Genomic DNA, 20,275 nt, shown 5'->3' on the forward strand with positions numbered 1-20,275 from the left:
CGCAGCACCCCTGAAGCATCGTTCCAGCCTGACACTATTGGCTCTGTACACAATTGTCCATAGTCGTCTAGACACAGATGTACAATGTCGATACGGTGCCCGCGATAGTCGGGTGGAGGACAACAGGATGAAATCCCATTACCGGGCAGTTGTTATCGGCGGCGGCGTGGTTGGAGCCTCGGTGCTCTACCATCTGGCCAAGTTCGGCTGGCGCGATGTCGCGCTTGTCGAGCGCGAAGTCCTGACCGCCGGATCGAGCTGGCACGCGGCCGGCGGCTTCCATGCGCTGAACGCCGATCCCAACATCGCCGCCTTGCAGAGCTACACGATCGACCTGCTCTCCGAGGTCGAGAAGGAATCCGGCCAGAACATCGGCATGCACATGACCGGCGGCATCTCGGTGGCGTCGGCGCCGGAGCGCTGGGAATGGCTTCAGGCCTCTTACCGGGTCTTCCAGACGATGGGTATCGATGACGTCCGCCTGATTGGCGTCGACGAAATCAAGCATCATTGCCCCATCCTCAACACCGACGGCATACTGGGTGGCCTCTATGCCGAGCGGGAGGGCCATATCGATCCTTCGGGCGTAGTGCACGGCTACGCCAAGGCAGCGAAGCAGCGCGGCGCCGACATCATCGAGCACAATCGGGTGCTGGAGCTGAACCGGCGCGCCGATGGCAGCTGGGATGTGGTGACCGAGAAGGGCACGATCGTTGCCGAGCACGTCGTCAATGCCGGCGGCCTGTGGGCCAAGCAGGTCGGCAGGATGGCCGGCATCGATCTGCCGGTGTCCCCGATGGAGCACCATTATCTGGTCACCGAGGCGCTGCCCGAAATCCAGGCACTGGACCGCGAGTTGGCGATGGTCGTCGATCTCGAAGGCTTCACCTATATGCGCCAAGAGCAGAAGGGTCTGCTGCTCGGCATCTACGAGACCAACCACAAGCACTGGAACATGGACGGCGCGCCGTGGAACTACGGCATCGAACTGATCCAGGAAGACACCGACCGCATCGCCGACGAACTGGCGCTCGGCTTCAGCCGCTATCCGTGCCTGGAGACGGCCGGGATCAAGCGCTGGGTGAACGGCGCCTTCACCTTCTCGCCGGACGGCAATCCGCTGGTCGGCCCGGTGCGCGGCGTTCCCAACTACTGGGTGGCCTGCGGCGTCATGGCCGGCTTCCTGCAAGGTGGCGGCGTCGGCAAGTCGCTCGCTGAATGGATGATCCATGGCGAGCCGGAAGCCGATGTCTACGGCATGGACATCGCCCGCTACGGCGACTTCGCCTCCAACCGCGAATATATCAAGCAGACGACCGGCCAGTTCTATTCGCGCCGCTTCATCATGAGCTATCCCAACGAGCAGTTGCCGGCGGGACGGCCGCTCAAGACCGCCGGAGCGCATGACGCAATGGACGCGGCGGGCGCGCGATGGGGCAGTTCCTGGGGAATGGAAGTGCCCCTCTATTTCGCGCCGAAAGGCTTTGTCGAGACGCCTGCACTCAAGCGCTCCAATGCCTTCGACATCGTCGGCGAGGAATGCCGGAAAGTGCGCGAAGGCGTCGGCCTCCTCGATATCACGGCCTTCTCGCGCTACGAGATTGCCGGGCCGCGGGCGCAGGCCTGGCTCGATAGGGTGCTTGCCTGTGCGCCGCCGAAGCCAGGACGCGCCAAGCTCGCGCCGATGCTGGGCGAAAACGGCAAGCTCAAGGGCGACCTCACTGTCTTCAACTGGGGCGACGGCACCTGGTGGATCATGGGGTCTTATTACCTGCGCCAGTGGCACATGCGCTGGTTCGAAAAGCACCTTTCCGAAGGCGTGAGCGTCCGCGACATCTCGGACGCGGTGGTCGGCTTCTCGCTGGCCGGCCCCAACTCGCGCAAGCTTCTGGAGCGCCTGACACATCAGGATGTCTCGCACGAGGCCTTGGGCTTGCTGGCCTGCAAGACATTGGACGTTGGGCTGATGCGGGCCAAGGTAGGCCGGCTCTCGGTTGTCGGCGAACTTGGCTACGAGATTCATTGCCAGGCGAACGAACATGCGACGCTGCGGCGCGCGCTGATGGCGGCCGGCAAGGATCTGGGCGTCACCGAATACGGCTTTGGCGCGGTCAATTCGCTCAGGCTGGAGAAGAGCTTTGGCATCTGGTCGCGCGAATTCACCCAAGATTACACGCCGGCCGAGACCGGCATGGACCGCTGGATCGCCTTCGACAAGGGTGACTTCGTCGGGCGCGACGTTGCGCTAAGCGAACAGGCGGCCGGGGCCGTACGCATGCTGGCGACGCTGGAGATCGACGCGATCGATGCTGATGCCAGTGGCTATGAGCCTATCTGGAACAAGGGCTCGCTCGCCGGCTTCATCACCTCGGGCGGCTACGGCTACACGGTCCGCAAGAGCCTTGCCATGGCCATGGTCGACCGCGACTCGTGCGCCGTCGGCACGGCGCTCACCACCCACATTGTCGGCGTCGAACGCGGTGCACGGGTCATCGCCGCCTCGCCGTACGATCCCAAAGGCATAAAGATGCGGGCATGACCGCTCAAACAGGTGGCACGGACGCAAAAGTCCGTGCAATGATCCGTCTTCATTCCTTCCGAAATCAGGCTCGTCCAGCACTCCATGACACGACGCTATTCCGCTTTATCGCTCTTCAAGGAGGGTCTGGCCGGCCAGACCGGCTGGCAGCCGGCCTGGCGCTCGCCCGAACCGAAGCCGTCCTATGACGCGATCGTCATCGGCGGCGGCGGCCATGGGCTGGCGACAGCTTACTATCTGGCCAAGAATCACGGCATCAGCCGCGTTGCGGTGCTGGAAAAAGGCTGGATCGGCGGCGGCAATACGGGCCGAAACACGACGGTCGTGCGTTCCAACTACTATTATCCCGAAAGCGTCGAGCTCTACGGCCTGGCGCACCGGCTCTACGAGGGGCTGTCGAAGGACCTGAACTACAATGTGATGCTGTCGCAGCGCGGCATGGTCAACCTCTGCCACAGCACAGCCGAGATGGAAGTCGGCGCGCGCACCGTCAACGCCATGCAGATCAACGGCATCGATGCCGAGCTGTTCTCGCCGGACGATGTGCGGCGAGTGGCGCCCATCTACAATTTTTCGCCGGATGCGCGCTTTCCGGTCTTCGGCGGCATATGGCAAGGCCGGGCCGGCACGGCGCGCCACGACGCGGTGGCGTGGGGTTATGCACGGGCGGCGAGCCGGCTTGGCGTCGACATCATCCAGAATTGCGAGATCACCGATTTCATCGTCGAGGGCGGCCGCTGCCGCGGCATCCAGACGACGCGTGGCGCGATCCGGGCCGACCGTATCGGCATGGCGGTGGCCGGGCATTCGTCGGTGCTGGCGGCCAAGGCGGGGTTCCGCCTGCCGATCAATTCCTATGCGCTGCAGGCCTGCGTCTCCGAGCCGGTCAAGCCAATCCTCGACACGGTGGTGCTGTCGCCCGGCACGGGCGTCTATGTCAGCCAGTCGGACAAGGGCGAAATCGTTATCGGCGGCGGGCTCGATCGCATCCCATCCTATGCGCAGCGCGGCAACCTGCCAACGCTGGAGACGGTGATCGCCGGCCTGCTGGAGATGTTCCCGATCTTTGGCCAGTTGAAGCTGATGCGGCAATGGGCGGGTATCGTCGACGTGGTGCCGGACTCCTCGCCGATCATCGGCGAATCGCCGCTGCCCGGCCTGTTCCTCAATTGCGGCTGGGGCACGGGCGGCTTCAAGGCCATTCCCGCCGGCGGCACGCTGCTGGCGCAATTGCTGGCGACCGGCAAGCACAACGACATCAGTCGTCCGTTCGACCTGGATCGCTTCGCCACCGGGCGGCTTATCGACGAGGCGGCCGGCTCCGGCATCGCGCATTAGTCATGTCGCCCAAAAGTGCGCAGCGGTTTTGGAGCAACGACATGCATAAAGACCAAGACTAGAGGTTCCCATGCAGCTCTTCCCCTGCCCGTTCTGCGGTCCGCGCGACGAGACCGAATTCCACTATGGCGGCGAGGCCGGCAACGTCCGCCCGGATGGCACCGACGTGCCCATCGATCGCTGGGCAAACTATTTGTACATGCGCGGCAACCCGAAGGGCACGACGCGCGAAATCTGGGTTCACATGAATTGCAGCGAGTTCTTCGTCATGGAACGTGACACCGTCACGCACAAGGTGCTGTCCTCAACCGCACTCGGCGCGGAGCACGCGGCGTGAGCGCCTCGCGTCTCCCCTCCGGCGGCAGCGCCATCGACCGTTCCAGCCCGATCCAATTCAGCTTCGACGGCGGCACCGTGCATGGCTTTGCCGGCGATACCATCGCCTCGGCGCTACTGGCCGGCGATGTCGCTGTGGTCGGCCGCAGCTTCAAATATCACCGGCCGCGCGGCATCTGGGGCGCCGGCGTCGAGGAGCCGAACGCGCTGGTCGATGTCAGCGGCAACGTCGCCTCGACGCCCAACACACGCGCCACGACCGAGCCGGCGAGAGAAGGGTTAATCGCCAGGAGCGTCAACGCTACGCCCAACGCGCTTGCCGACCGCAACGTCTTCCTTGACCGTTTCTCGCGCTTCATTCCGGCGGCGTTTTACTACAAGACCTTCATGTGGCCGGACTGGCACATGTTCGAGCCGCGCATCCGCGCCATGGCGGGACTGGGCAAGGCGGATGCGGATTGGACATCGCCGGGCCGGGTCGACCAGATCAACGCGCATTGCGACGTGCTGGTGGTGGGTGCGGGACCCGGCGGACTTGCCGCGGCGAAACTTGCGTCCAGTGCCGGGCTCTCCGTCATGCTGGTCGATGACCAGCACACGCCCGGCGGATCGCTTGGGCATCGCGCCGGCGGGATCGACGGCAAGCTCGCCGCCACCTGGGTCGAGGAGACGGTTCGTGACCTCGTCAATGGCGGCCATCGCGTGTTGCCGTCAACCACGGCCTTTGGCATCTACGACCACAATCTGGTCGGGCTGAACCAGCGCCATCTCGACGGGCGCCCGGACACGCTGTGGCGGGTCAGGCCACGCCATATCGTTTTGGCGACCGGTGCCATCGAGCGGCCGCTGCCCTTCGCCAACAATGATTTGCCGGGCATCATGTCGGCGGACGCAGCGCTCGCCTATCTCAAGCGTCACGCGGTGCTGGTCGGCCGCCGCGTCGTTGTCGCCACCAACAATGACAGCGCTTACGAGGTTGCCGGCGCACTGGCCGGTGCCGGCGCTGACGTCACTTTGGTCGATGTCCGCCCGAACGGAACCCCCGCCATGCCCGCCGGCGTGCGGCAGATCACCGGGCGCAGCGTCACTGCGGCGCGTGGCAGGCTGCGCGTCGAAGGCGTGACGCTGGACGATGGCACAAGGCTCGATGCCGACAGCCTGCTGGTCTCCGGCGGCTGGACGCCGACCATCCATCTCTTCTGCCAGGCCAAGGGCAAGCTGGCCTGGAGCGAGGCGCGCGCTGCCTTCCTGCCGGGCGACCCGGTCGAGGGAATTGCTGTCGCTGGCGCCGCCGCCGGGGCGGTTTCGCTGACGGAGGTGTTGGCAAGCGCCGGCAACGCCGTGGCATCCCTTGGCCAAACGCAAGCGACGCCGCCGCGCAGCACGGGACCGGAAGCGACCGGCGGCGTTGTCGCCGCATGGCCGGTGCCGGGCTCGAAGGGGCGCATCTGGATCGACTACCAGAACGACGTCACCGTGAAGGACATCGAGCTCGCGGCGCGGGAAAATTTCGTCTCGGTCGAGCATTTGAAGCGCTACACCACCCTCGGCATGGCGACCGACCAGGGCAAGACCTCCAATCTGGCTGGCCTGACTGTCATGGCCGGGATCACCGGACGCACGGTGCCGGAAGTCGGGACCACCACATACCGTCCGCCGTTCACGCCCGTTCCGCTCGCCAGCTTTGCCGGCGCGCGATACGGTGAGTTGATGGCGCCGGTGCGCCGGCTGCCCTTGGAAAACGTCCACCGTGCCGACGGCGCTGTTTTCCAGGAATATGGCGGCTGGCTACGCCCGGCCTATTACGGCGGCGGCGATGCGGAACGCTCGATCCAGGACGAAGCGCGGCGCGCGCGCCAGTCGGTGGCGCTCTTCGACGGCTCGACGCTCGGCAAGATCGAGGTGATGGGCCCGAAAGCCGCCGAATTCGTCGACTTCATCTACTACAACACCATGTCGACGCTGAAACCAGGCCGCTGCCGCTACGGTTTCATGCTTTCGGAGAACGGCGTGGTCTTCGACGACGGCATCCTGGTGCGCCTGGATGAGCACCGGTTCATCGTGTCGTGCTCCTCCTCGCATGTGACGTCTGTTCACGCGCGGCTGGAGGAATGGCGGCAGGACCGGTTCGGCCGCGACGCAGTCTACATCCACAATGCCACCGCCGAGATGGCGACACTGACGGTTTCAGGACCGAATTCCCGGAAGCTGCTCGAAACGCTGCAACTGGGCCTGCCGCTCGACGATGCCGACCTGCCGCATATGGCGATCGGCCACGGCGTCTATCACGGCGACGCCGTCCGGGTCGCTCGTGTCAGCTTCACCGGCGACCGGAGCTACGAGATTTCCATCCGCGCCGATCGCGCCGAGCCTTTGTGGCAGCGTTTGCGTGAGGCCGGCCAAGCTTTCGACGCCGTGGTGATCGGCTTGGAAGCGCTGATGATCCTGCGCGCCGAGAAGGGCTATATCGTCATCGGCAAGGACACGGACGGCACCACGCTGCCGCAGGATCTCGGCGTCGAGGGCCCACGCGCCAAGCGCAAGACCGAATTCGTCGGCCGCCGCTCGCTGTTCACCGAGGAGGCCTCCCGCGACAACCGGATGAGGCTTGTCGGACTGACGGTGCCCTCCGGTGAAGCGCCGCTGCCGACAGGTGCGCACGGGATCGAACGCCGCGACGGCAAGCTTTCCAGCCTCGGCTTCGTCACCTCCAGCTACCAGAGCCCGGCGCTCGGCCGTCCGGTGGCGCTTGGCCTGATCCAACGCGGCGCCGCACGCCACGGAGAGACGATCGAGATCCAGCATCTCGGCAAGGTCACACGCGCGACGATATCCGCGCCCTGTGCTTTCGATCCAGAAGGAGGCCGGCTCGATGCGTAATCTCGCGGAAAAATGGCCGAAGGCGCCGGACTGGCAAGACGCTGACATCGAGGCGCCGGCGCTCAGGATAGGCTCGGTCCCCGGCCCGCACCAACACCTGGTCAGCGGCAACCTTGCCGCCTGGGCCGAGGCATCCGGCTTCGATGGAACGGCTGTCGGCGCATTCGGCCTGGCAGAGGGCATCCGCTATACGATCCGCCTGGCGCGCGACCGCCTGCTGGCCGTATCCACCACGCCCTTGGGCATTGCCACGGGCTGGCACAGACAGGGTTTCGCGGTGACGGAGATCAGCGCCGGGCTGCATATATTCGAAGTGACCGGCGAGATGGTCGATGCCTTTGTGGCGCGCGGAACGACGCTCGATCCCCAGCAGGTCGGCGCCAGCGCCGCGCTATCCTTCGCCGGCATCGAGGCAATCGTCTATCGCCATGGGACGGCACTGCGCATCCATGTCGACCGCGGCCTTGCGGCCTATCTGTGGACCTGGATGGAGAATGCGGCTCGCAATATCAGGGTATAAACTTAGCCGGCTATACCTCGCCGTTTCGGGCGGCGGCGCGGGCCACGAAGGCGTCGAAATGCTTGATGTCCTCCAGTTCGGGTTCCTGCCCGCTGAAGGCGCGCAGATAGGCCGGAACATGCGAAAGCCTGGCGTCCATCGGCTCCTGGATGTCGAGCGTGTAGTGGCCGATCTGCATGAAATAGAGCACCCTGGCACGGATCAACGCATTCTCGGCGTCATATCCGTATCGGGAATACATGGCGGTGATGGCGTCGACCCGCCTGTTGTCCGCTTCCTCGACAACCGCGCGGACCGCCTTCTCGCGGCGCGCCCATAATCTCACGGCGTTGTCGAGCTTCGGATCGAAAAGCGTCTCGTCGACCCAGCATTCGAAGACATTCAAGATGGCGCGGTTGATCGACGGCGCCGGCCGCATGGCGCGCTCGATGATCGGAGCCGTGTAATTGTTCAGCCAGTTCTGCAGAAGCTGATCGTGAAGGTCCTGGAGACTTTTGAAGAACCAGTAGAAGCTCGACCTGGAGACGTTGAGCTTCTTGGCCATGACCTGGATTTTTACCTGGTCTATGCCATCTGTAATCAGCGTTCGTATTGCGAGGTTGAGCCAATCGCTCTTCGCCGTACGGATGGCGCGGTCGGATATCGGTTGGTCGGTTAGTTCCACCTGTGAAGGCGCTGCTTTTGGTGCGGCCACTCTCGAGCTCCGATTCTTTTGTTCTGCTCGCCAATATATGGAAAACCGATGGCTCTTGGCAGCGAATATCATCGCCTTTCTTGACCGGCACGTGCATGCGGACGGCTCCAGAGCAGAAATCCTCGTAACTCTTCGACCAGGCGGTGTCGTCAGCAGGATCACGGTCTTGCCGTCGAGGAACCCGATGAGGGCAGATTGAGGACCTGTCGTCAGATCACGAAGGACCAGAACAGGCAGGCCAGCGTCGCGGCGGCGAAGATAACGAAAAACAGGCTGCGCAACAGGACGTTGCGCCGAAGTTCGTTCATGACGATATGGCATCCTACAACGGCGACTGCGAACAGGAATCGCCAGTTCAGCAATGCACGCAGGGCCTCTGGCTGGCCAAACACCCATCTGGCGACAAGGCACCCGATGATGGTGGCGAACAGCACGATCACCGTCCAGAAGAGGGCATCCGCCGCATTGGTCAGCACGATGCTGGCGGCGCGGATGGGCAGCACCATCATCAGCATCGCGCTGAAGAAGTAGATGGCGGCCAGCGGAATGAATGTCCCGGCATCGGCGATACCTTCGAGGCGTTTCACACCGACCGCGCCGAACGGATAGCCATGCCTGGCCACCGCCAGGCTCAGCGCCATGAGCAATGCCGACAGGACGGCGACCAAGGCGAATGAGGTGAGGGCTCTGCTCATGACGTTTCCAAGTGGACCGAACGGGCGAATCAGACAGAATGAATCCTAGTCCACGGTCGTAAACTGCTCGTAAGCGTCGGTCGTTTGGAACTCCTCATCCGCAAGCAGGGGACTAACCCAGCGTCAGCCCTGCTTTCCTCGCCTCCTCGCGCAGGAACGGTAAGCCGACACCAATCACATCGTCCGGATTGTCAGCCACCGGACGCCAGACGGCGAGCCCGCCGGCGATGTCGACATCGACATGGTTCATGCTCTCCAGCGTGATGGCGCCGGTGTAGCCGATATCGGCGATGGCCTTCATGCAGGCCGCCCAGTTGAGCATGCCGCGCCCCGGCACGCCGCGATTGGCTTCCGAGACGTGGACATAGCCGAGATAGGGCGCGGCTGCCTTGAAGCCGTCGTCGAAACTCTCCTCCTCTATATGCATATGGTAGGTGTCGAGATGAATGAAGATGTTGTCGGCGCCGACGCGCTCGATAATGACGGCGGCATCGACGCCGCGATTGATCAAGTGCGTCTCATAGCGGTTGCAGGGCTCGATGCCGAGCTTCAACCCATGCGCTTTCGCTGCTTTCGCCGCCCGTCCGAGGAAGCGGCACATGCCATCAATCTCGGGCTTGGTCGGAGCTCGGCCAGATGTCTTACCGATGGTGCCGTAGGTCACGCCGCCGAGTGCGGCACTGCCCACCGCTTCGCAGACGCCGAAGGCCGGCTCGAGGAAGGCCAGCGCTTCATCCGGCCGCGCCACCACATCGAGCGAGCCAGGCAGGCCGAGCGACGGAATGAGTCCGACACCCTGCCGTTCGGCGAAGGCGCGGGTGCGCCTGGTGTCGATCTCCTCCGGGCGCAGCAGCGGAATTTCGAGCAGACCGATGCCGAGCCCCTTCAGCCGCTCCATCTGCGGCTCGATCAGGTCGAGATCCCAGACCGGCGCGATGGCGAAGGTGTGCAGTCCGAAGGTATTCATCAGCTCAGCCTCTCTGTTCGTGCGCCGCCGCGGCGCTGGTGTCGCCGCCGCCGACGATGCGGCTGACGACTTCGTTCATGTTGGTCTTGGCGGTGACGAGATCGGCCTCGGCGCGGCCATGGCGCAGCACGACGATGCGATCGGTGACCGCCAGCACGTCGTTGAGCCTGTGCGAGATCAGGATGACGGCGATGCCTTCCGACTTCAGCCGGCGGATAAGGTCGAGCACGCTCTGCACCTCGCGCACGGCAAGGGCGGCCGTCGGCTCGTCCATGATGACAAGCCTGGGGTTGAAGGTCAGGGCGCGGGCAATCGCCACCGTCTGTTGCTGGCCGCCCGAAAACGAGCCGACCGGGCGGTTGATGGACGGCAGATGCGCGCCCAGCCGCTCGATCATCTTCGCTGCCTGGCGATCCATCTCGGCCTTGTCGACAAAGCCCGGGAACAGGCCGAACAGCTTCTTCACCGGCTCTCGGCCGAGGAAGATGTTGGCTGCCACGTCCTGCTGCTTGGCCAGCGACAGGTCCTGGTAGATCATCTCTATGCCGAGCCGGCGCCGCTGGCCGGGGTCGAGCGGCAGGATGTCCCTGCCATCGAGCTGGATAGAGCCGGAATCGGCCCGGTAGATGCCGGTGATGGTCTTCATCAGCGTCGACTTGCCGGCGCCATTGTCGCCGACGAGGCCGATCACCTCGCCGGCCTCGACCGAGAGGTCGACGCCATGCAGCACATCGACCGCGCCAAAGCTCTTGCGGATGCCTTGCAGGGTGAGAAGGGTCATACGCGTGACTCCTTCCGCACCTGGTACTGGTCGATGAAGACGGCCAGGATCAGCACCGCGCCGATCGCCATCTGCTGGTAGTAGGATTGCACCGCCAGCAGCGTCAGCCCGTTCTGCAGCACGCCCATGATCAGCGCGCCGATCATGGTGCCGAGGATCGAGGCGCGGCCGCCGAACAGGTTGGTGCCGCCGATGATGGCGGCGGTGATGGCGGTCAGCTCGTAGTTGATGCCAGCGGTCGGGTCACCGGCATTGACGCGGGCGGTGAACAGCAGGCCGGCAAGGCCGGCGAGCGCCCCCGACAGCGTGTAGATGATGCGGCGATGATGCTCGACGCGGATGCCCGCGGCGCGCGCTGCGCCTTCGCTGTCACCCAGCGCCAGCGTGTGGCGGCCAAAGCGCGTGTAGGCGAGCAGGCAGTGGGCCACGATGGCCGTCAGCACCAGCAGGATGACCGGCATCGGAATGCCGAACGGACGGCCCTGGCCGATATAGACGATTTCGGGCGGCAGGCCATAGATCGCCCTGCCCTGCGAGATGACAAGCGCCAGCCCGCGCGCCAGGCCTAGCATGCCGAGCGTGACAATGAAGGCCGGCACGAAGGCGCGGGTGACGAGCTGGCCGTTGACGTAGCCGGCAAGGCCGCCGGCGATGATGCAGGCGCAGACCGCGAACACCGAAGGCCAGCCGAGATTGACGGCGACGAAGGCACCGGCGACGCCAGCCAGCCCCATGACCGAGCCGAGCGACAGATCGAGCCCGCCCGAGCCGATGACGAAGGTGGCGGCGATGGCCAGCACGCCGATCGTCGATGTCGCCAGGAGGATGTTCAGGAAATTGCTGAGCGACAGGAAGTAGGGCGACAATACCGCCATCACAGCGCTCAGCGCTACAAGCACGAGCAGCGATTCCAGGCGAATGTGAAGCCGTTCGACGGATGCGCGCTGCACCCGGGTCCAGAAACCCGGCCGCGCCATTTCAGGAGACATATCTTTCCACCTTTGAAAGAGGTGGCTGGCGCGGGCTCCCGCGCCAGCCTTCGGGGAGTTACCCCCAGTCCTTGGGAGGACTATTTCACATATTCGAGCGTCGGCTCCTTGCCGGCGTCGAGCACGTCCTTGGTCAGCACCAGGGTCGGCACGGCGATGCTGTCCTCGACCTTGTCGCCGGCCAGCGCCTTCTTGACGTTCTCGACCGCCTGCTTGCCGACGAGGTAGGGCAACTGTGCCACCGAGGCATTGAGGCGGCCTTCCTTGATCGACTTGACCGCATCCGAATTGCCGTCGACGCCGATGATTGTCACCTGCGGACCCTTGCCGGCGGCGTAGACGGATTCGACCGCGCCCAGCGCCATGCCGTCATTGGCGCAGAAGATGGCAATGAGGTCGGGATGCGCCGTCAGCGTGTCGGTGGCGATCGAGGCCGCCTTGCCGCGATCCCAGTCACCCGGCAGCGAGGCGACGATCTGCAATCCAGGCGCCAATTCCTTGAGCTTGTCTGCAAAACCCTTGGCGCGCTTCTCGCCGGTGATGTTGCCGGACAAGCCCTCGATCACCAGCACCGGACCCTTGGCGTCCTTGCCTAGCTTGGAGACGAGATATTCCGCCCCTTGCGCGCCGGCGGCATTGTTGTCGGAGCCGATGTGGAAGGTGACCTTGATGCCTTCCTTGTCGAGCACCGCCTGGTCGAGATTGTTGTCGAGATCGACGATCTTGATGCCAGCCTCCTGCGCCGTCTTCAGGCACGGCAACAGATTGGTCGAGTTGATGGCGGCGGTGATCATCGCCGCCGGCTTGCGCTCCAGCATGGTGTTGCAGAGGTTCAGCTGCGGCTCGGCCGCCTGGTCGCTTTCGGCCGCCTGCTGGAAGATCTTCACGCCGGCCTCCTTGGCGCCGGCATCGACGCCTTGGGCCATCGCGCCCCAGAACGGATTGGCCAGCGTCTTCATCAGCACGCCATATTCGGCGTCGTCGGCCTTTGCCACGGAGATGGCCGAGAGCGCCATTGCAACGCCCAAAGCCAGAGTAAATCGATTTATCTTCAGAACGAATGCTGTCATCGTCTTCCTCCTGTTGATGTCGCGCGCCGCGAGCCACAGCCAGGTCCGGCGCCTGCCTTCCGTCTTCGACAATGGGGGCTACTGTCGGTCTCCTCCCCCGGAATGCGGGCCGTTGCCTGGCGAGCCAACGGATTCCCGCATCAAAACCTGGCAGGGCTCGAGCCGTGCGGTAGGCTGGCCCTCCTCGCCCCCTATCCTGCGAAACAAAAGGTTCATCGCTTCGCTGGCGATCTGCCGCACCGGCTGCACCACGGCGGCGATCGCCGGCCATGTCACCTGCATCCATTCGGCGTCGTCGAAGCCGACCAGCGAGATGTCGTTGGGGCAATGCCAGCCGCGCCGGCGGAATTCGGAAAGCGCGACCAGCGTGCCCTTCAGCAGCAGCGAGTAGACGGCGGTCGGTCGCTCGCCTCGCTCGAAATAGTCGCGCACCGATGCCCGCAACGGCTCGACGCTGACCTCCGACAAGATGACGTCGATGCGGATCGACGGGTCGAGCGCCAATGCCTCGCCACGGAAGCCGTCGAGGCGGGCGCGAACCGTCGCCGCCTGCTCGGCGAGGCCGATGACCAGCACATGGCGATGGCCCTTGCCAACCAGCATCCTTGCCACCTCGGCGCTGGCCGCCGCGCTGTCGGCGGAAACCGTGTCGAAAGCATCGTCGGACAGCACACGGTCGATCAGCACGCCGGTCATGCCATTGGCCTTCATGAATTCGGCCGCCGGGCCGTGCTCGTTGCGTACAGGCGCCAGCACCACGCCGGCGACGCGCCAGTCGTGCATGCGGGCGAGGATCTCCTTTTCGCGAGTCTCGGATTCGCGGCTCGAGGCCGCCACCAGCGTGTAGCCGCGCTGCTCGGCCAGGCTTTCGAGCTGGGTGACCATCTGGCCGAAGAACTCGCTTTCAAACTCGGGCATGATGGCGCCGATGATGCGGCGCTTGGCCCTGCGCATGTCGGAAGCGAGCGGATCGACGCGGTAGCCCAATTGCTCGACGGCATCGAAGACGCGCTGCGCATTTTCGGGCTTTACCGTGGTGACGCCCGCCATGACCTTGGAGACGGTGGCCGCGGACACGCCGGCGCGGCTTGCCACGTCATGGATCGACGAGCGGCGCTGCCGGGCTTCCCTATGCGCCATCTGTCCTCCTCCCGAGGTGCGGGACCTTGCATCATGCTCCGCTGATGAAATGGATAAATCGATTTTTCGCAGTTGTAAATCGTTTCATCGGAGGCATACTCAGCATTTCGCGTCGCCCAGAAACAAACCATCGGGCCCGACCCGGGGGAGAATCGACTTTGGCGCAATGTTCCGTGCTTTTACGATCCGCATCAAGGCCCTGCGCATCGGTGCGCATCGCCCGGCGGTTGGCGAGGGCACGCCAGCAGCCGACCAAAAAGCCTGCTCATCCGGCGTTCAAGCCGGCCGCGGCCATGGCCTTCCGCGCCAGGTGAGGACAAAAAGACTTCCATTGACAGGCCAATATCCGGTTGGTTGACTTTCACGCTGGCGGAGGGAGCATCGCCACGAACAAAGACAGATTGACGAAAGGTTGGCGGGGTGAGTCATCCGGCCAAGTTTGGGAACAGATGTGGTGAATCGCGATATGTCCAATCCGTTGATTTGCGGTGTCTGCATGATCAAGGATGCGGCCGATCTCGTGCCTTTCCTGTGTGGCCATTATCTGCGGATTGGTTTCGATCGGCTGGTGTTCATCGATGATGGGTCGACTGACGGAACCTATGAGGCGCTTCAATCGATCAGCCGTGCCGGCAACAAGATTATTGTCGAGAAAACTGGCGACCCGGTCTACCGGCAGAAGCAAGTGATAAATGAAGCCGCGAATACGGCGATCGCCGACGGCTATCCGATCGTCTTCCCGTTCGACTCGGATGAGTTCTGGAACATTGATGCGGCACGGATCCGCATCGCTGCGAAAGGTCCAGGCGTCTTTGTCGGTCGCTGGCTGCATTTCGTTCAGGATCGTGGTCAAACCGGTTTCAGCCGGCGGGGCTTGCTCAATGTACGATATCGGGCTCCGGTGTTTGCCGACACATCGCCAGAAACGGTCGAACGCTACGAACGACCGTTCGTTTGTGCCAGCATGCCCAAGATTGGCTTCAGAGCCGACGGGCCAGTCCATATAGACTGGGGTCAGCACCAGCTTCTGGGCAACTCCTGGCCAACGCTTGCAGACAGCCTGGAAGTGTTTCATCTGCCTTTGCGGGCCGCCGCCGCCATCGATTTGCGAGTGGCCCTTGCTGAAAGAACATTGGTAGGGCGCGAGCCCGGTCATAACTGGCAAGCACGCTTCTTTCGCGAGGCCACCAAAGCTGGCAAGCAGGCTGTCGTCTGGGCGTCAAACAGCGCCAGCAAGGACGGCTTTCTCGATCTTCCAGGCGCGAGGGTCATGCTGATCGAGGATCGTCGCCTGGGCCTGGCTCTGCGGCAGGCCTGGCGTTACATGCTGCTTCACTATCCGGCTCAGATGTCACGCCTGCCGGCCGGACTATCGGCGTGATGCCCTATGCCATTCGAAGGTCTGCGGCCGATAGTGTGGTCAGTTGCTCGATCCGAACGAAACATTCTGTCTGAGAGGCGCGACAGTGATCGCGCCGGGAGGGATTTGCCATGTCCGACGCCTTGCCGCTGATCATCAGTGCGCCGGAACCACGCACGCTTGACCTGATCTTCACGCCGCCGCAGCTGGCGCGCTTTCGTGCGAAGTATCGCATCGTCGAAACGACACCCGAGGGCGTCGCGGCGCTGACGGACACCGTGCTGGCGGAAGCCCGCTACATCGTTGGCCAGCCGCCGATCACGGCGGAGACACTCGACAAGCTGAGGGCGCTGCGCTGCGTCTTCAATGTCGAGACCAATCTGATCAACAACATGCCCTATGAGACGCTGTTCGCGCGCGGCATCCATGTCGTCACCACCGGGCAGGTGTTCGCCGAGCCGGTGGCCGAGCTTGGCCTTGCCATGGCGCTCAACCTCGCCCGCGACATCGTCGATGCCGACCTTGCCTTCAGGCAAGGCAAGGAGCTGTGGGGCGGCGATGGCAACCAGACAGCGCGACTGCTTTCCGGCGCCGATGTCGGCATCATCGGCTTCGGCGATCTCGGCCGCGCGCTGAACCGACTGCTGACCGGTTTCCGCACCCGGACAAAAGTCTTCGATCCCTGGCTGCCGCCGTCGATCCTGATCGACAATGGCGTCGAACCGGCTTCGCTTGACGAGGTTCTGTCGACCAGCGACTTCGTTTTCGTTGTCGCCTCGGTGACATCAGAGAACCAGGGTTTTCTCGGCGGCGATGCCTTTGCCAGCATGCGCAAGGGCGCCGCCTTCATCCTGCTCAGCCGCGCCGGCGTGGTCGACTTCCCGGCGCTGATGGCGGCGGTGAAGAGCGGCCACATCGTCGCCGCCAGCGACGTCTTCCCGGAAGAACCGCTGGCGCGGGACCACCCCGTCCGCGCCCTGCCCGGCTTCCTGCGCTCGGCCCACCGAGCCGGTGCGCTCGACATCGCCTTCAAACGCATGGGCGACATGGTGCTGGAGGACATGGACCTGATCGACCGCGGCCTGCCGCCGCTGCGCTCCAAGCGCGCCGAACGCGAGACGGTATCGCGGATGCGCTCAAAGCCGGCGGACAGGAACTGACAAGCAGAGCAGTTGTGGGTTCCACTGCCCTATTTTCGATCCGACGTCCGCCGCGCGCGCCTAGCCTCGGGCAAGGCGATGGCAAAAAGCAGACCGGCACAGATCAGGAGTAGCCATCCGCCGATCGCCAGGTAGACGATGACGCCACCGACCCCACCGACCCCACCGACCCCACCGACCCCACCGACCCCACCGACCCCACCGACCCCACCGACCCCACCGATGAAGAAGGACAGGATGGTGCTGAGATGCAATCGAAGGCGGGTTTTGGCATCGGCTCGCTGCGTTGGATTGCTTGCCAGCACGGCAAGCCCCAGGCCAATATCGGTGGCCATTCCCGAGACATGCGTGGTGCGGATGCGAGCATTCGATATGCGCGTCGTGGCAGCGTTCTGGAGGCCCATGACGAAACTGAGGCCAAGGACGAGTGCCGATCCACTCTGGGTGCTTGGCAAGCAGAGGTCGACCACGCCGAGGGCCAGCAGCATCCCGGCCTCAAGGGTAATGCTGTAGGCATAGATCGCTCGCACGCCCCTATTCCGACCCGCCTCGATCAGCAGACCGGAAACGAAGGCGCCGGCGATGAAAGCTATCACCAGGGAGCAGAACAGCCCGGCAAGGCCGAACTGCGCCAGGCCAAGGTGATCTGATAGCGCCGACACATTGCCGGTCATGTTCGCGGAGAAGAAACCGGTGGCCTGAAAACCCGCTGCGTTGAGGGCGCCAGCCACGGCCGCGAGCAGCGCCGCCAAGCGAACGTCGATATCGATTGTCCGTTGATCACCTTCGCGAACCAGCATTGCAAACGCCCCTTTGCCTTCCTTGCAGCGAGAGCAAGGTTATTTCAGATACCCAACCACAAGCCGCGTAGCCTCGTCCATGAGCGCTTGAACCTCGGCACTCCCAAGCTTTTCAGGGCGGTTCAGAACCGCCGTGTGAGCCAGCGCCTCTATCGAGGTCACCGACACGAAAGCCGCCATGCCGAGATCGGTCGTGCGCAGTTCGCCACGGTGCGCTTCGAGGTAGGCCCGGAACAGCGCATAGGTTTCGCGGCCGAAGGCTTCGACATCCGCAAGGCGTCCTGTACGCGGGATCTGCTCGGCAAGGACGCGATGCAGCTTCGGGTCGATCTGATGCGCCTTTATCGCCACCGCGACCAGCCTCCGCACCGCTATCTCGACGGGCAACAAAGCGACGTCCGCGAAGGCGGCAAGCACGACCTGCATGATCTCCTGGTTGTGACGATCGATGACGGCGGCAACGAGCGCCTCCTTGCTTGGGTAATATTGGTAGAGCGAACCGACGCTGACGCCCGCCGCTTCGGCTATCCGGTTGGTACTGGCCTTGTCGAAACCTTCCCTGACCAGAATGCGAGCGGTTGCTTCAATGAGCGCGTCGACTGTCACGCGCGACCGCTCCTGAGAGGCGTTCTTCCTGGGTTTCGTAAGCGGCTTTCGCGCCACGGCCCGCGCTCCGAATGCGAGTAGGTAAATACGAGTTATCGCTCGTATTATAGCTCCGGACGCCGGCGAATGGACAGAGGCCATGACGCGCCGAGCGGGCAAATCAGCCGAACCCGGACAGGAAGTAATCATGGGCTTTGGGAAGATCGTTTCAGAACGCGAACTTCGAGAGGATGGAAGAGCGCTGCCGGCATTGCTGCCAGACGACGCCAGACCAAGCTGGCAGAGCAGCTGTATCAACGCCGTGCTTCGGTTGCTGCCCTTCAAGAAGCGGCTGGCCTCCGCTGCTGCCGTGCGGGAGCACGTGCGCAAACTGGCATTGCAGCCGGTCCTCCATGAACCAAAAGGCGTGGGCCGCGGCGTCGCGGTGAGCCGCAAGGATGCGGCGGGATGGCCAATGTATCAGACGGCGCCATCTGCCGGTCCGGACGGCGGCAACATCGTCTTCTTCCTGCACGGCGGCGGCTATATCAACGAGATCGTCCGCGCCCATTGGCGCATCATCGGCATGCTGAGCCGCGAGGCTGGCGTGCGCTGTGTCGTGCCCATCTATCCGCTGGCTCCACGCCGTACCGCTGGCGAAGTCGTGCCGGCCACGGGCGAACTGCTTCGCAGGCTTCTCGGCGAGGCCGGACCGGCCAAGGTCCTGGTAATCGGCAACTCGGCCGGCGCCGGCCTGGGGCTGGCGGCGGCGCAGTGGCTCAGAGACCATGGACACCGGCAACCGAACGGGCTGGTACTGATCTCACCGGGGGTAAATGCCTTGCTGGACAGCCCGGAGCGGAAGATGCTGGCCGCCCGTGATCCCCTGCTGGATATTCCGGGAACGATCGAAGGAGCGCGTCTCTATGCCGGAGACCTGGATGTCGCACACCCCTACGTCAGTCCTTTAAATGGCGATTTCCATGGGCTGGCGCCGATGATCGTGTTCTCCGGCACGCGCGACCTGCTCTATCCCGACAGCATCAATCTGGCTGCCAAGGCGCGCGCGGCGGGCGTGCCGGTCGAGCTTCACCTGCGAAAGGGCCAGCCGCATAATTATCCGGGACTGCCGACGCCGGAGGGCCGCGAGGCGCGTGCGATCATCCTGCGCGCCGTTGCCCGTGGGCTGGCATGATCAACGGAACATGATCCCAAAAAGCAGTAGCCGGTTTTCGGGATCATGCTCAAACAAACATGCGGAAGGCCAGGCGAGCGCTGGAACCTTTGCGCGGCGCCCTCGTTTCTCTGTCGGATCGTCTCCCATTCGATCCTGAGCTCCTCCAATCAATGCCCCGCCTGGCTCCCTGCCGGCGGGGGTTTTTTGTGTTCGGGCGTAGACACCGACAAACTTAGCCGAGAAACGAAAAGGCCCAGCAAATGCCGGGTCTGATCGTAGTCTTTCGAGAAGTGGCCCTGAGAAAATCAGAACGCGGGCTTGGTGGTCTCGACGTTTTGCTTGGTGACGACGGTCAGCGGGATCGGGATGCGATCCTTGACTTCCTTGCCGTCGAGGATTTCGGCCATGGTGTTGATGGCGAGCTTGCCGTCCTCGTCGGGCGACTGGACGATGGTCGAATACATCTCGCCGGACTTGATCGACTCGAAGGCGTCCTTCTGGCCGTTGATGCCGACGATCGGCGGCGTCGGCTTGCCGGGATTGGCTTCCTTCCAGGCGTCGATGAAGCCGCGCGCCATGGTGTCGTCATTGGCGTAGACGCCGTTGATCTTGTCGCCAAAGCGGGTGATCAGGTCGCGGCTGGCGACCAGCGCCTTCTGCTGGTCGAAGTCGGCATTGACGGTGTCGAGAACCTCGATCTTGCTGCCTAGTTCCTTGAGATGGTCGACGAAGCCACCGACGCGGCCAATGGTGGTGCCGTTGCCGGCCTGGCCGGCGATGACGATCACCGAACCCTCGCCCTTCAGCGCCGTGTTCAGCGAGTCGGCCGCCATCTTGCCTTCCTCGTAAACGTCGGGGCCGGTAAACGACTTGATGAAGGGCTTGGCCTGGTCGCTCATCGGCGAATTGATGAGGATGGCCGGGATGTTGGCCTGCTGCGCGCGGGCCAGCGCCGGGATGTAGGCCTGCGGGTCGAGCGGCCACAGGATGATGCCGTCGGCCTTGCGGGCGATGCAGGTGTTCAACTGCTCGGTGCCGGTCTGGACATCGAAATTCTGGCTGAGACCGAGCACCTCGATGCCGAGTTCCTTGGCGCGGGCCTCGAGCGCCTTGTTTGCCGGCGTCGCATAGGCATGCGAGTCGGCCGCCGTCACGTAGCAGACCGTCTTGGCCTCAGCCCAGCCGGCTGAAGCCAGTAGCGCCATGGCGCTGATAAGCAATGCGGTTTTCCTGGTAGTCATGGT

The 20,275-nt window shown here is 63.9% G+C and carries 18 protein-coding genes; 8 read left to right on the plus strand and 10 right to left on the minus strand.

Annotated elements, in window-relative coordinates; translation table 11 throughout:
* Positions 1–127 precede the first annotated feature (127 nt).
* From LGH82_RS15865 to LGH82_RS15885, 5 genes are all read left to right on the plus strand, one after another.
* The gene (locus tag LGH82_RS15865; protein ID WP_227349357.1) at positions 128–2,539 is read left to right on the plus strand and encodes a GcvT family protein; all 2,412 of its coding nucleotides are present in this window, start codon (positions 128–130) and stop codon (positions 2,537–2,539) included.
* A gap of 84 nt (positions 2,540–2,623) precedes the next feature.
* Positions 2,624–3,877: a sarcosine oxidase subunit beta gene (locus tag LGH82_RS15870; protein ID WP_227349358.1), complete on the plus strand. Its 1,254-nt coding sequence runs from the start codon at positions 2,624–2,626 to the stop codon at positions 3,875–3,877.
* Positions 3,878–3,947: 70 nt separating this feature from the next.
* Positions 3,948–4,214 (plus strand): sarcosine oxidase subunit delta, encoded by a 267-nt coding sequence (locus LGH82_RS15875; RefSeq protein ID WP_227349359.1) that lies wholly within the window; start codon positions 3,948–3,950, stop codon positions 4,212–4,214.
* The gene (locus LGH82_RS15880) at positions 4,211–7,093 is read left to right on the plus strand and encodes a sarcosine oxidase subunit alpha family protein (protein ID WP_227349360.1); all 2,883 of its coding nucleotides are present in this window, start codon (positions 4,211–4,213) and stop codon (positions 7,091–7,093) included. Before LGH82_RS15875 ends, LGH82_RS15880 begins: the two co-directional genes overlap by 4 nt.
* Positions 7,086–7,613: a hypothetical protein gene (locus tag LGH82_RS15885; RefSeq protein WP_227349361.1), complete on the plus strand. Its 528-nt coding sequence runs from the start codon at positions 7,086–7,088 to the stop codon at positions 7,611–7,613. Before LGH82_RS15880 ends, LGH82_RS15885 begins: the two co-directional genes overlap by 8 nt.
* A gap of 10 nt (positions 7,614–7,623) precedes the next feature.
* Here the strand turns inward: LGH82_RS15885 and LGH82_RS15890 are convergent, their stop codons facing one another.
* The 7 genes from LGH82_RS15890 to LGH82_RS15920 all read right to left on the minus strand — a co-directional run bounded on the left by LGH82_RS15890 (position 7,624) and on the right by LGH82_RS15920 (position 13,949).
* Complete coding sequence (locus LGH82_RS15890) at positions 7,624–8,307, minus strand: TetR/AcrR family transcriptional regulator (protein ID WP_227349362.1); 684 nt, start codon at positions 8,305–8,307, stop codon at positions 7,624–7,626.
* Between the two features lie 209 nt (positions 8,308–8,516).
* Positions 8,517–9,002, minus strand: a complete 486-nt coding sequence (locus LGH82_RS15895) for a hypothetical protein (RefSeq protein ID WP_227349363.1) — start codon at positions 9,000–9,002, stop codon at positions 8,517–8,519.
* A 112-nt stretch (positions 9,003–9,114) separates the two neighbouring features.
* On the minus strand, positions 9,115–9,969 hold the full coding sequence (locus LGH82_RS15900; RefSeq protein WP_227349364.1) for a sugar phosphate isomerase/epimerase family protein: 855 nt from the start codon (positions 9,967–9,969) through the stop codon (positions 9,115–9,117).
* A gap of 4 nt (positions 9,970–9,973) precedes the next feature.
* The gene (locus LGH82_RS15905; protein WP_227349365.1) at positions 9,974–10,750 is read right to left on the minus strand and encodes an ATP-binding cassette domain-containing protein; all 777 of its coding nucleotides are present in this window, start codon (positions 10,748–10,750) and stop codon (positions 9,974–9,976) included.
* Positions 10,747–11,739, minus strand: a complete 993-nt coding sequence (locus LGH82_RS15910) for an ABC transporter permease (RefSeq protein WP_227349366.1) — start codon at positions 11,737–11,739, stop codon at positions 10,747–10,749. The genes LGH82_RS15905 and LGH82_RS15910 overlap by 4 nt, the downstream gene beginning before the upstream one ends.
* Positions 11,740–11,819: 80 nt before the next feature.
* Positions 11,820–12,809, minus strand: a complete 990-nt coding sequence (locus tag LGH82_RS15915) for a substrate-binding domain-containing protein (RefSeq protein WP_227349367.1) — start codon at positions 12,807–12,809, stop codon at positions 11,820–11,822.
* 78 nt (positions 12,810–12,887) lie between these two features.
* Positions 12,888–13,949 carry a LacI family DNA-binding transcriptional regulator gene (locus tag LGH82_RS15920; RefSeq protein ID WP_227349368.1) on the minus strand — a complete coding sequence of 354 codons (1,062 nt, stop codon included), beginning with the start codon at positions 13,947–13,949 and terminating at the stop codon, positions 12,888–12,890.
* A 454-nt stretch (positions 13,950–14,403) separates the two neighbouring features.
* Between LGH82_RS15920 and LGH82_RS15925 the strand changes: the two genes are divergently transcribed.
* Positions 14,404–15,330 (plus strand): glycosyltransferase family 2 protein, encoded by a 927-nt coding sequence (locus tag LGH82_RS15925; RefSeq protein ID WP_227349369.1) that lies wholly within the window; start codon positions 14,404–14,406, stop codon positions 15,328–15,330.
* A 110-nt stretch (positions 15,331–15,440) separates the two neighbouring features.
* Entirely contained in the window at positions 15,441–16,469 is a 1,029-nt protein-coding gene (locus LGH82_RS15930) for a hydroxyacid dehydrogenase (RefSeq protein WP_227349370.1), read from the plus strand.
* 29 nt (positions 16,470–16,498) lie between these two features.
* Here the strand turns inward: LGH82_RS15930 and LGH82_RS15935 are convergent, their stop codons facing one another.
* Positions 16,499–17,269 carry a YoaK family protein gene (locus LGH82_RS15935; protein ID WP_227349371.1) on the minus strand — a complete coding sequence of 257 codons (771 nt, stop codon included), beginning with the start codon at positions 17,267–17,269 and terminating at the stop codon, positions 16,499–16,501.
* 39 nt (positions 17,270–17,308) lie between these two features.
* Entirely contained in the window at positions 17,309–17,875 is a 567-nt protein-coding gene (locus tag LGH82_RS15940; RefSeq protein WP_227349372.1) for a TetR/AcrR family transcriptional regulator, read from the minus strand.
* A 301-nt stretch (positions 17,876–18,176) separates the two neighbouring features.
* Between LGH82_RS15940 and LGH82_RS15945 the strand changes: the two genes are divergently transcribed.
* On the plus strand, positions 18,177–19,049 hold the full coding sequence (locus LGH82_RS15945) for an alpha/beta fold hydrolase (RefSeq protein ID WP_227349599.1): 873 nt from the start codon (positions 18,177–18,179) through the stop codon (positions 19,047–19,049).
* Between the two features lie 287 nt (positions 19,050–19,336).
* Here LGH82_RS15945 and LGH82_RS15950 read toward each other — a convergent pair whose 3' ends face one another.
* A complete protein-coding gene (locus tag LGH82_RS15950; protein ID WP_227349373.1) occupies positions 19,337–20,272 on the minus strand; it encodes a sugar ABC transporter substrate-binding protein in 936 nt (311 codons plus the stop codon).
* Between the last annotated feature and the right edge of the window lie 3 nt (positions 20,273–20,275).

The sequence above is a fragment of the Mesorhizobium sp. PAMC28654 genome, assembly GCF_020616515.1.
Classification (GTDB): Bacteria; Pseudomonadota; Alphaproteobacteria; order Rhizobiales; family Rhizobiaceae; genus Mesorhizobium.

Bases quoted from the DNA above. Each gene is read 5' to 3' on its own strand.
- LGH82_RS15865 (WP_227349357.1), top strand. From the start codon at position 128: ATGAAATCCCATTACCGGGCAGTTGTTATCGGCGGCGGCGTGGTTGGA.
- LGH82_RS15870 (WP_227349358.1), top strand. From the start codon at position 2,624: ATGACACGACGCTATTCCGCTTTATCGCTCTTCAAGGAGGGTCTGGCC.
- LGH82_RS15875 (WP_227349359.1), top strand. From the start codon at position 3,948: ATGCAGCTCTTCCCCTGCCCGTTCTGCGGTCCGCGCGACGAGACCGAA.
- LGH82_RS15885 (WP_227349361.1), top strand. From the start codon at position 7,086: ATGCGTAATCTCGCGGAAAAATGGCCGAAGGCGCCGGACTGGCAAGAC.
- LGH82_RS15895 (WP_227349363.1), bottom strand. From the start codon at position 9,002: ATGAGCAGAGCCCTCACCTCATTCGCCTTGGTCGCCGTCCTGTCGGCA.
- LGH82_RS15900 (WP_227349364.1), bottom strand. From the start codon at position 9,969: ATGAATACCTTCGGACTGCACACCTTCGCCATCGCGCCGGTCTGGGAT.
- LGH82_RS15905 (WP_227349365.1), bottom strand. From the start codon at position 10,750: ATGACCCTTCTCACCCTGCAAGGCATCCGCAAGAGCTTTGGCGCGGTC.
- LGH82_RS15910 (WP_227349366.1), bottom strand. From the start codon at position 11,739: ATGTCTCCTGAAATGGCGCGGCCGGGTTTCTGGACCCGGGTGCAGCGC.
- LGH82_RS15915 (WP_227349367.1), bottom strand. From the start codon at position 12,809: ATGACAGCATTCGTTCTGAAGATAAATCGATTTACTCTGGCTTTGGGC.
- LGH82_RS15920 (WP_227349368.1), bottom strand. From the start codon at position 13,949: ATGGCGCATAGGGAAGCCCGGCAGCGCCGCTCGTCGATCCATGACGTG.
- LGH82_RS15930 (WP_227349370.1), top strand. From the start codon at position 15,441: ATGTCCGACGCCTTGCCGCTGATCATCAGTGCGCCGGAACCACGCACG.
- LGH82_RS15935 (WP_227349371.1), bottom strand. From the start codon at position 17,269: ATGCTGGTTCGCGAAGGTGATCAACGGACAATCGATATCGACGTTCGC.
- LGH82_RS15950 (WP_227349373.1), bottom strand. From the start codon at position 20,272: ATGACTACCAGGAAAACCGCATTGCTTATCAGCGCCATGGCGCTACTG.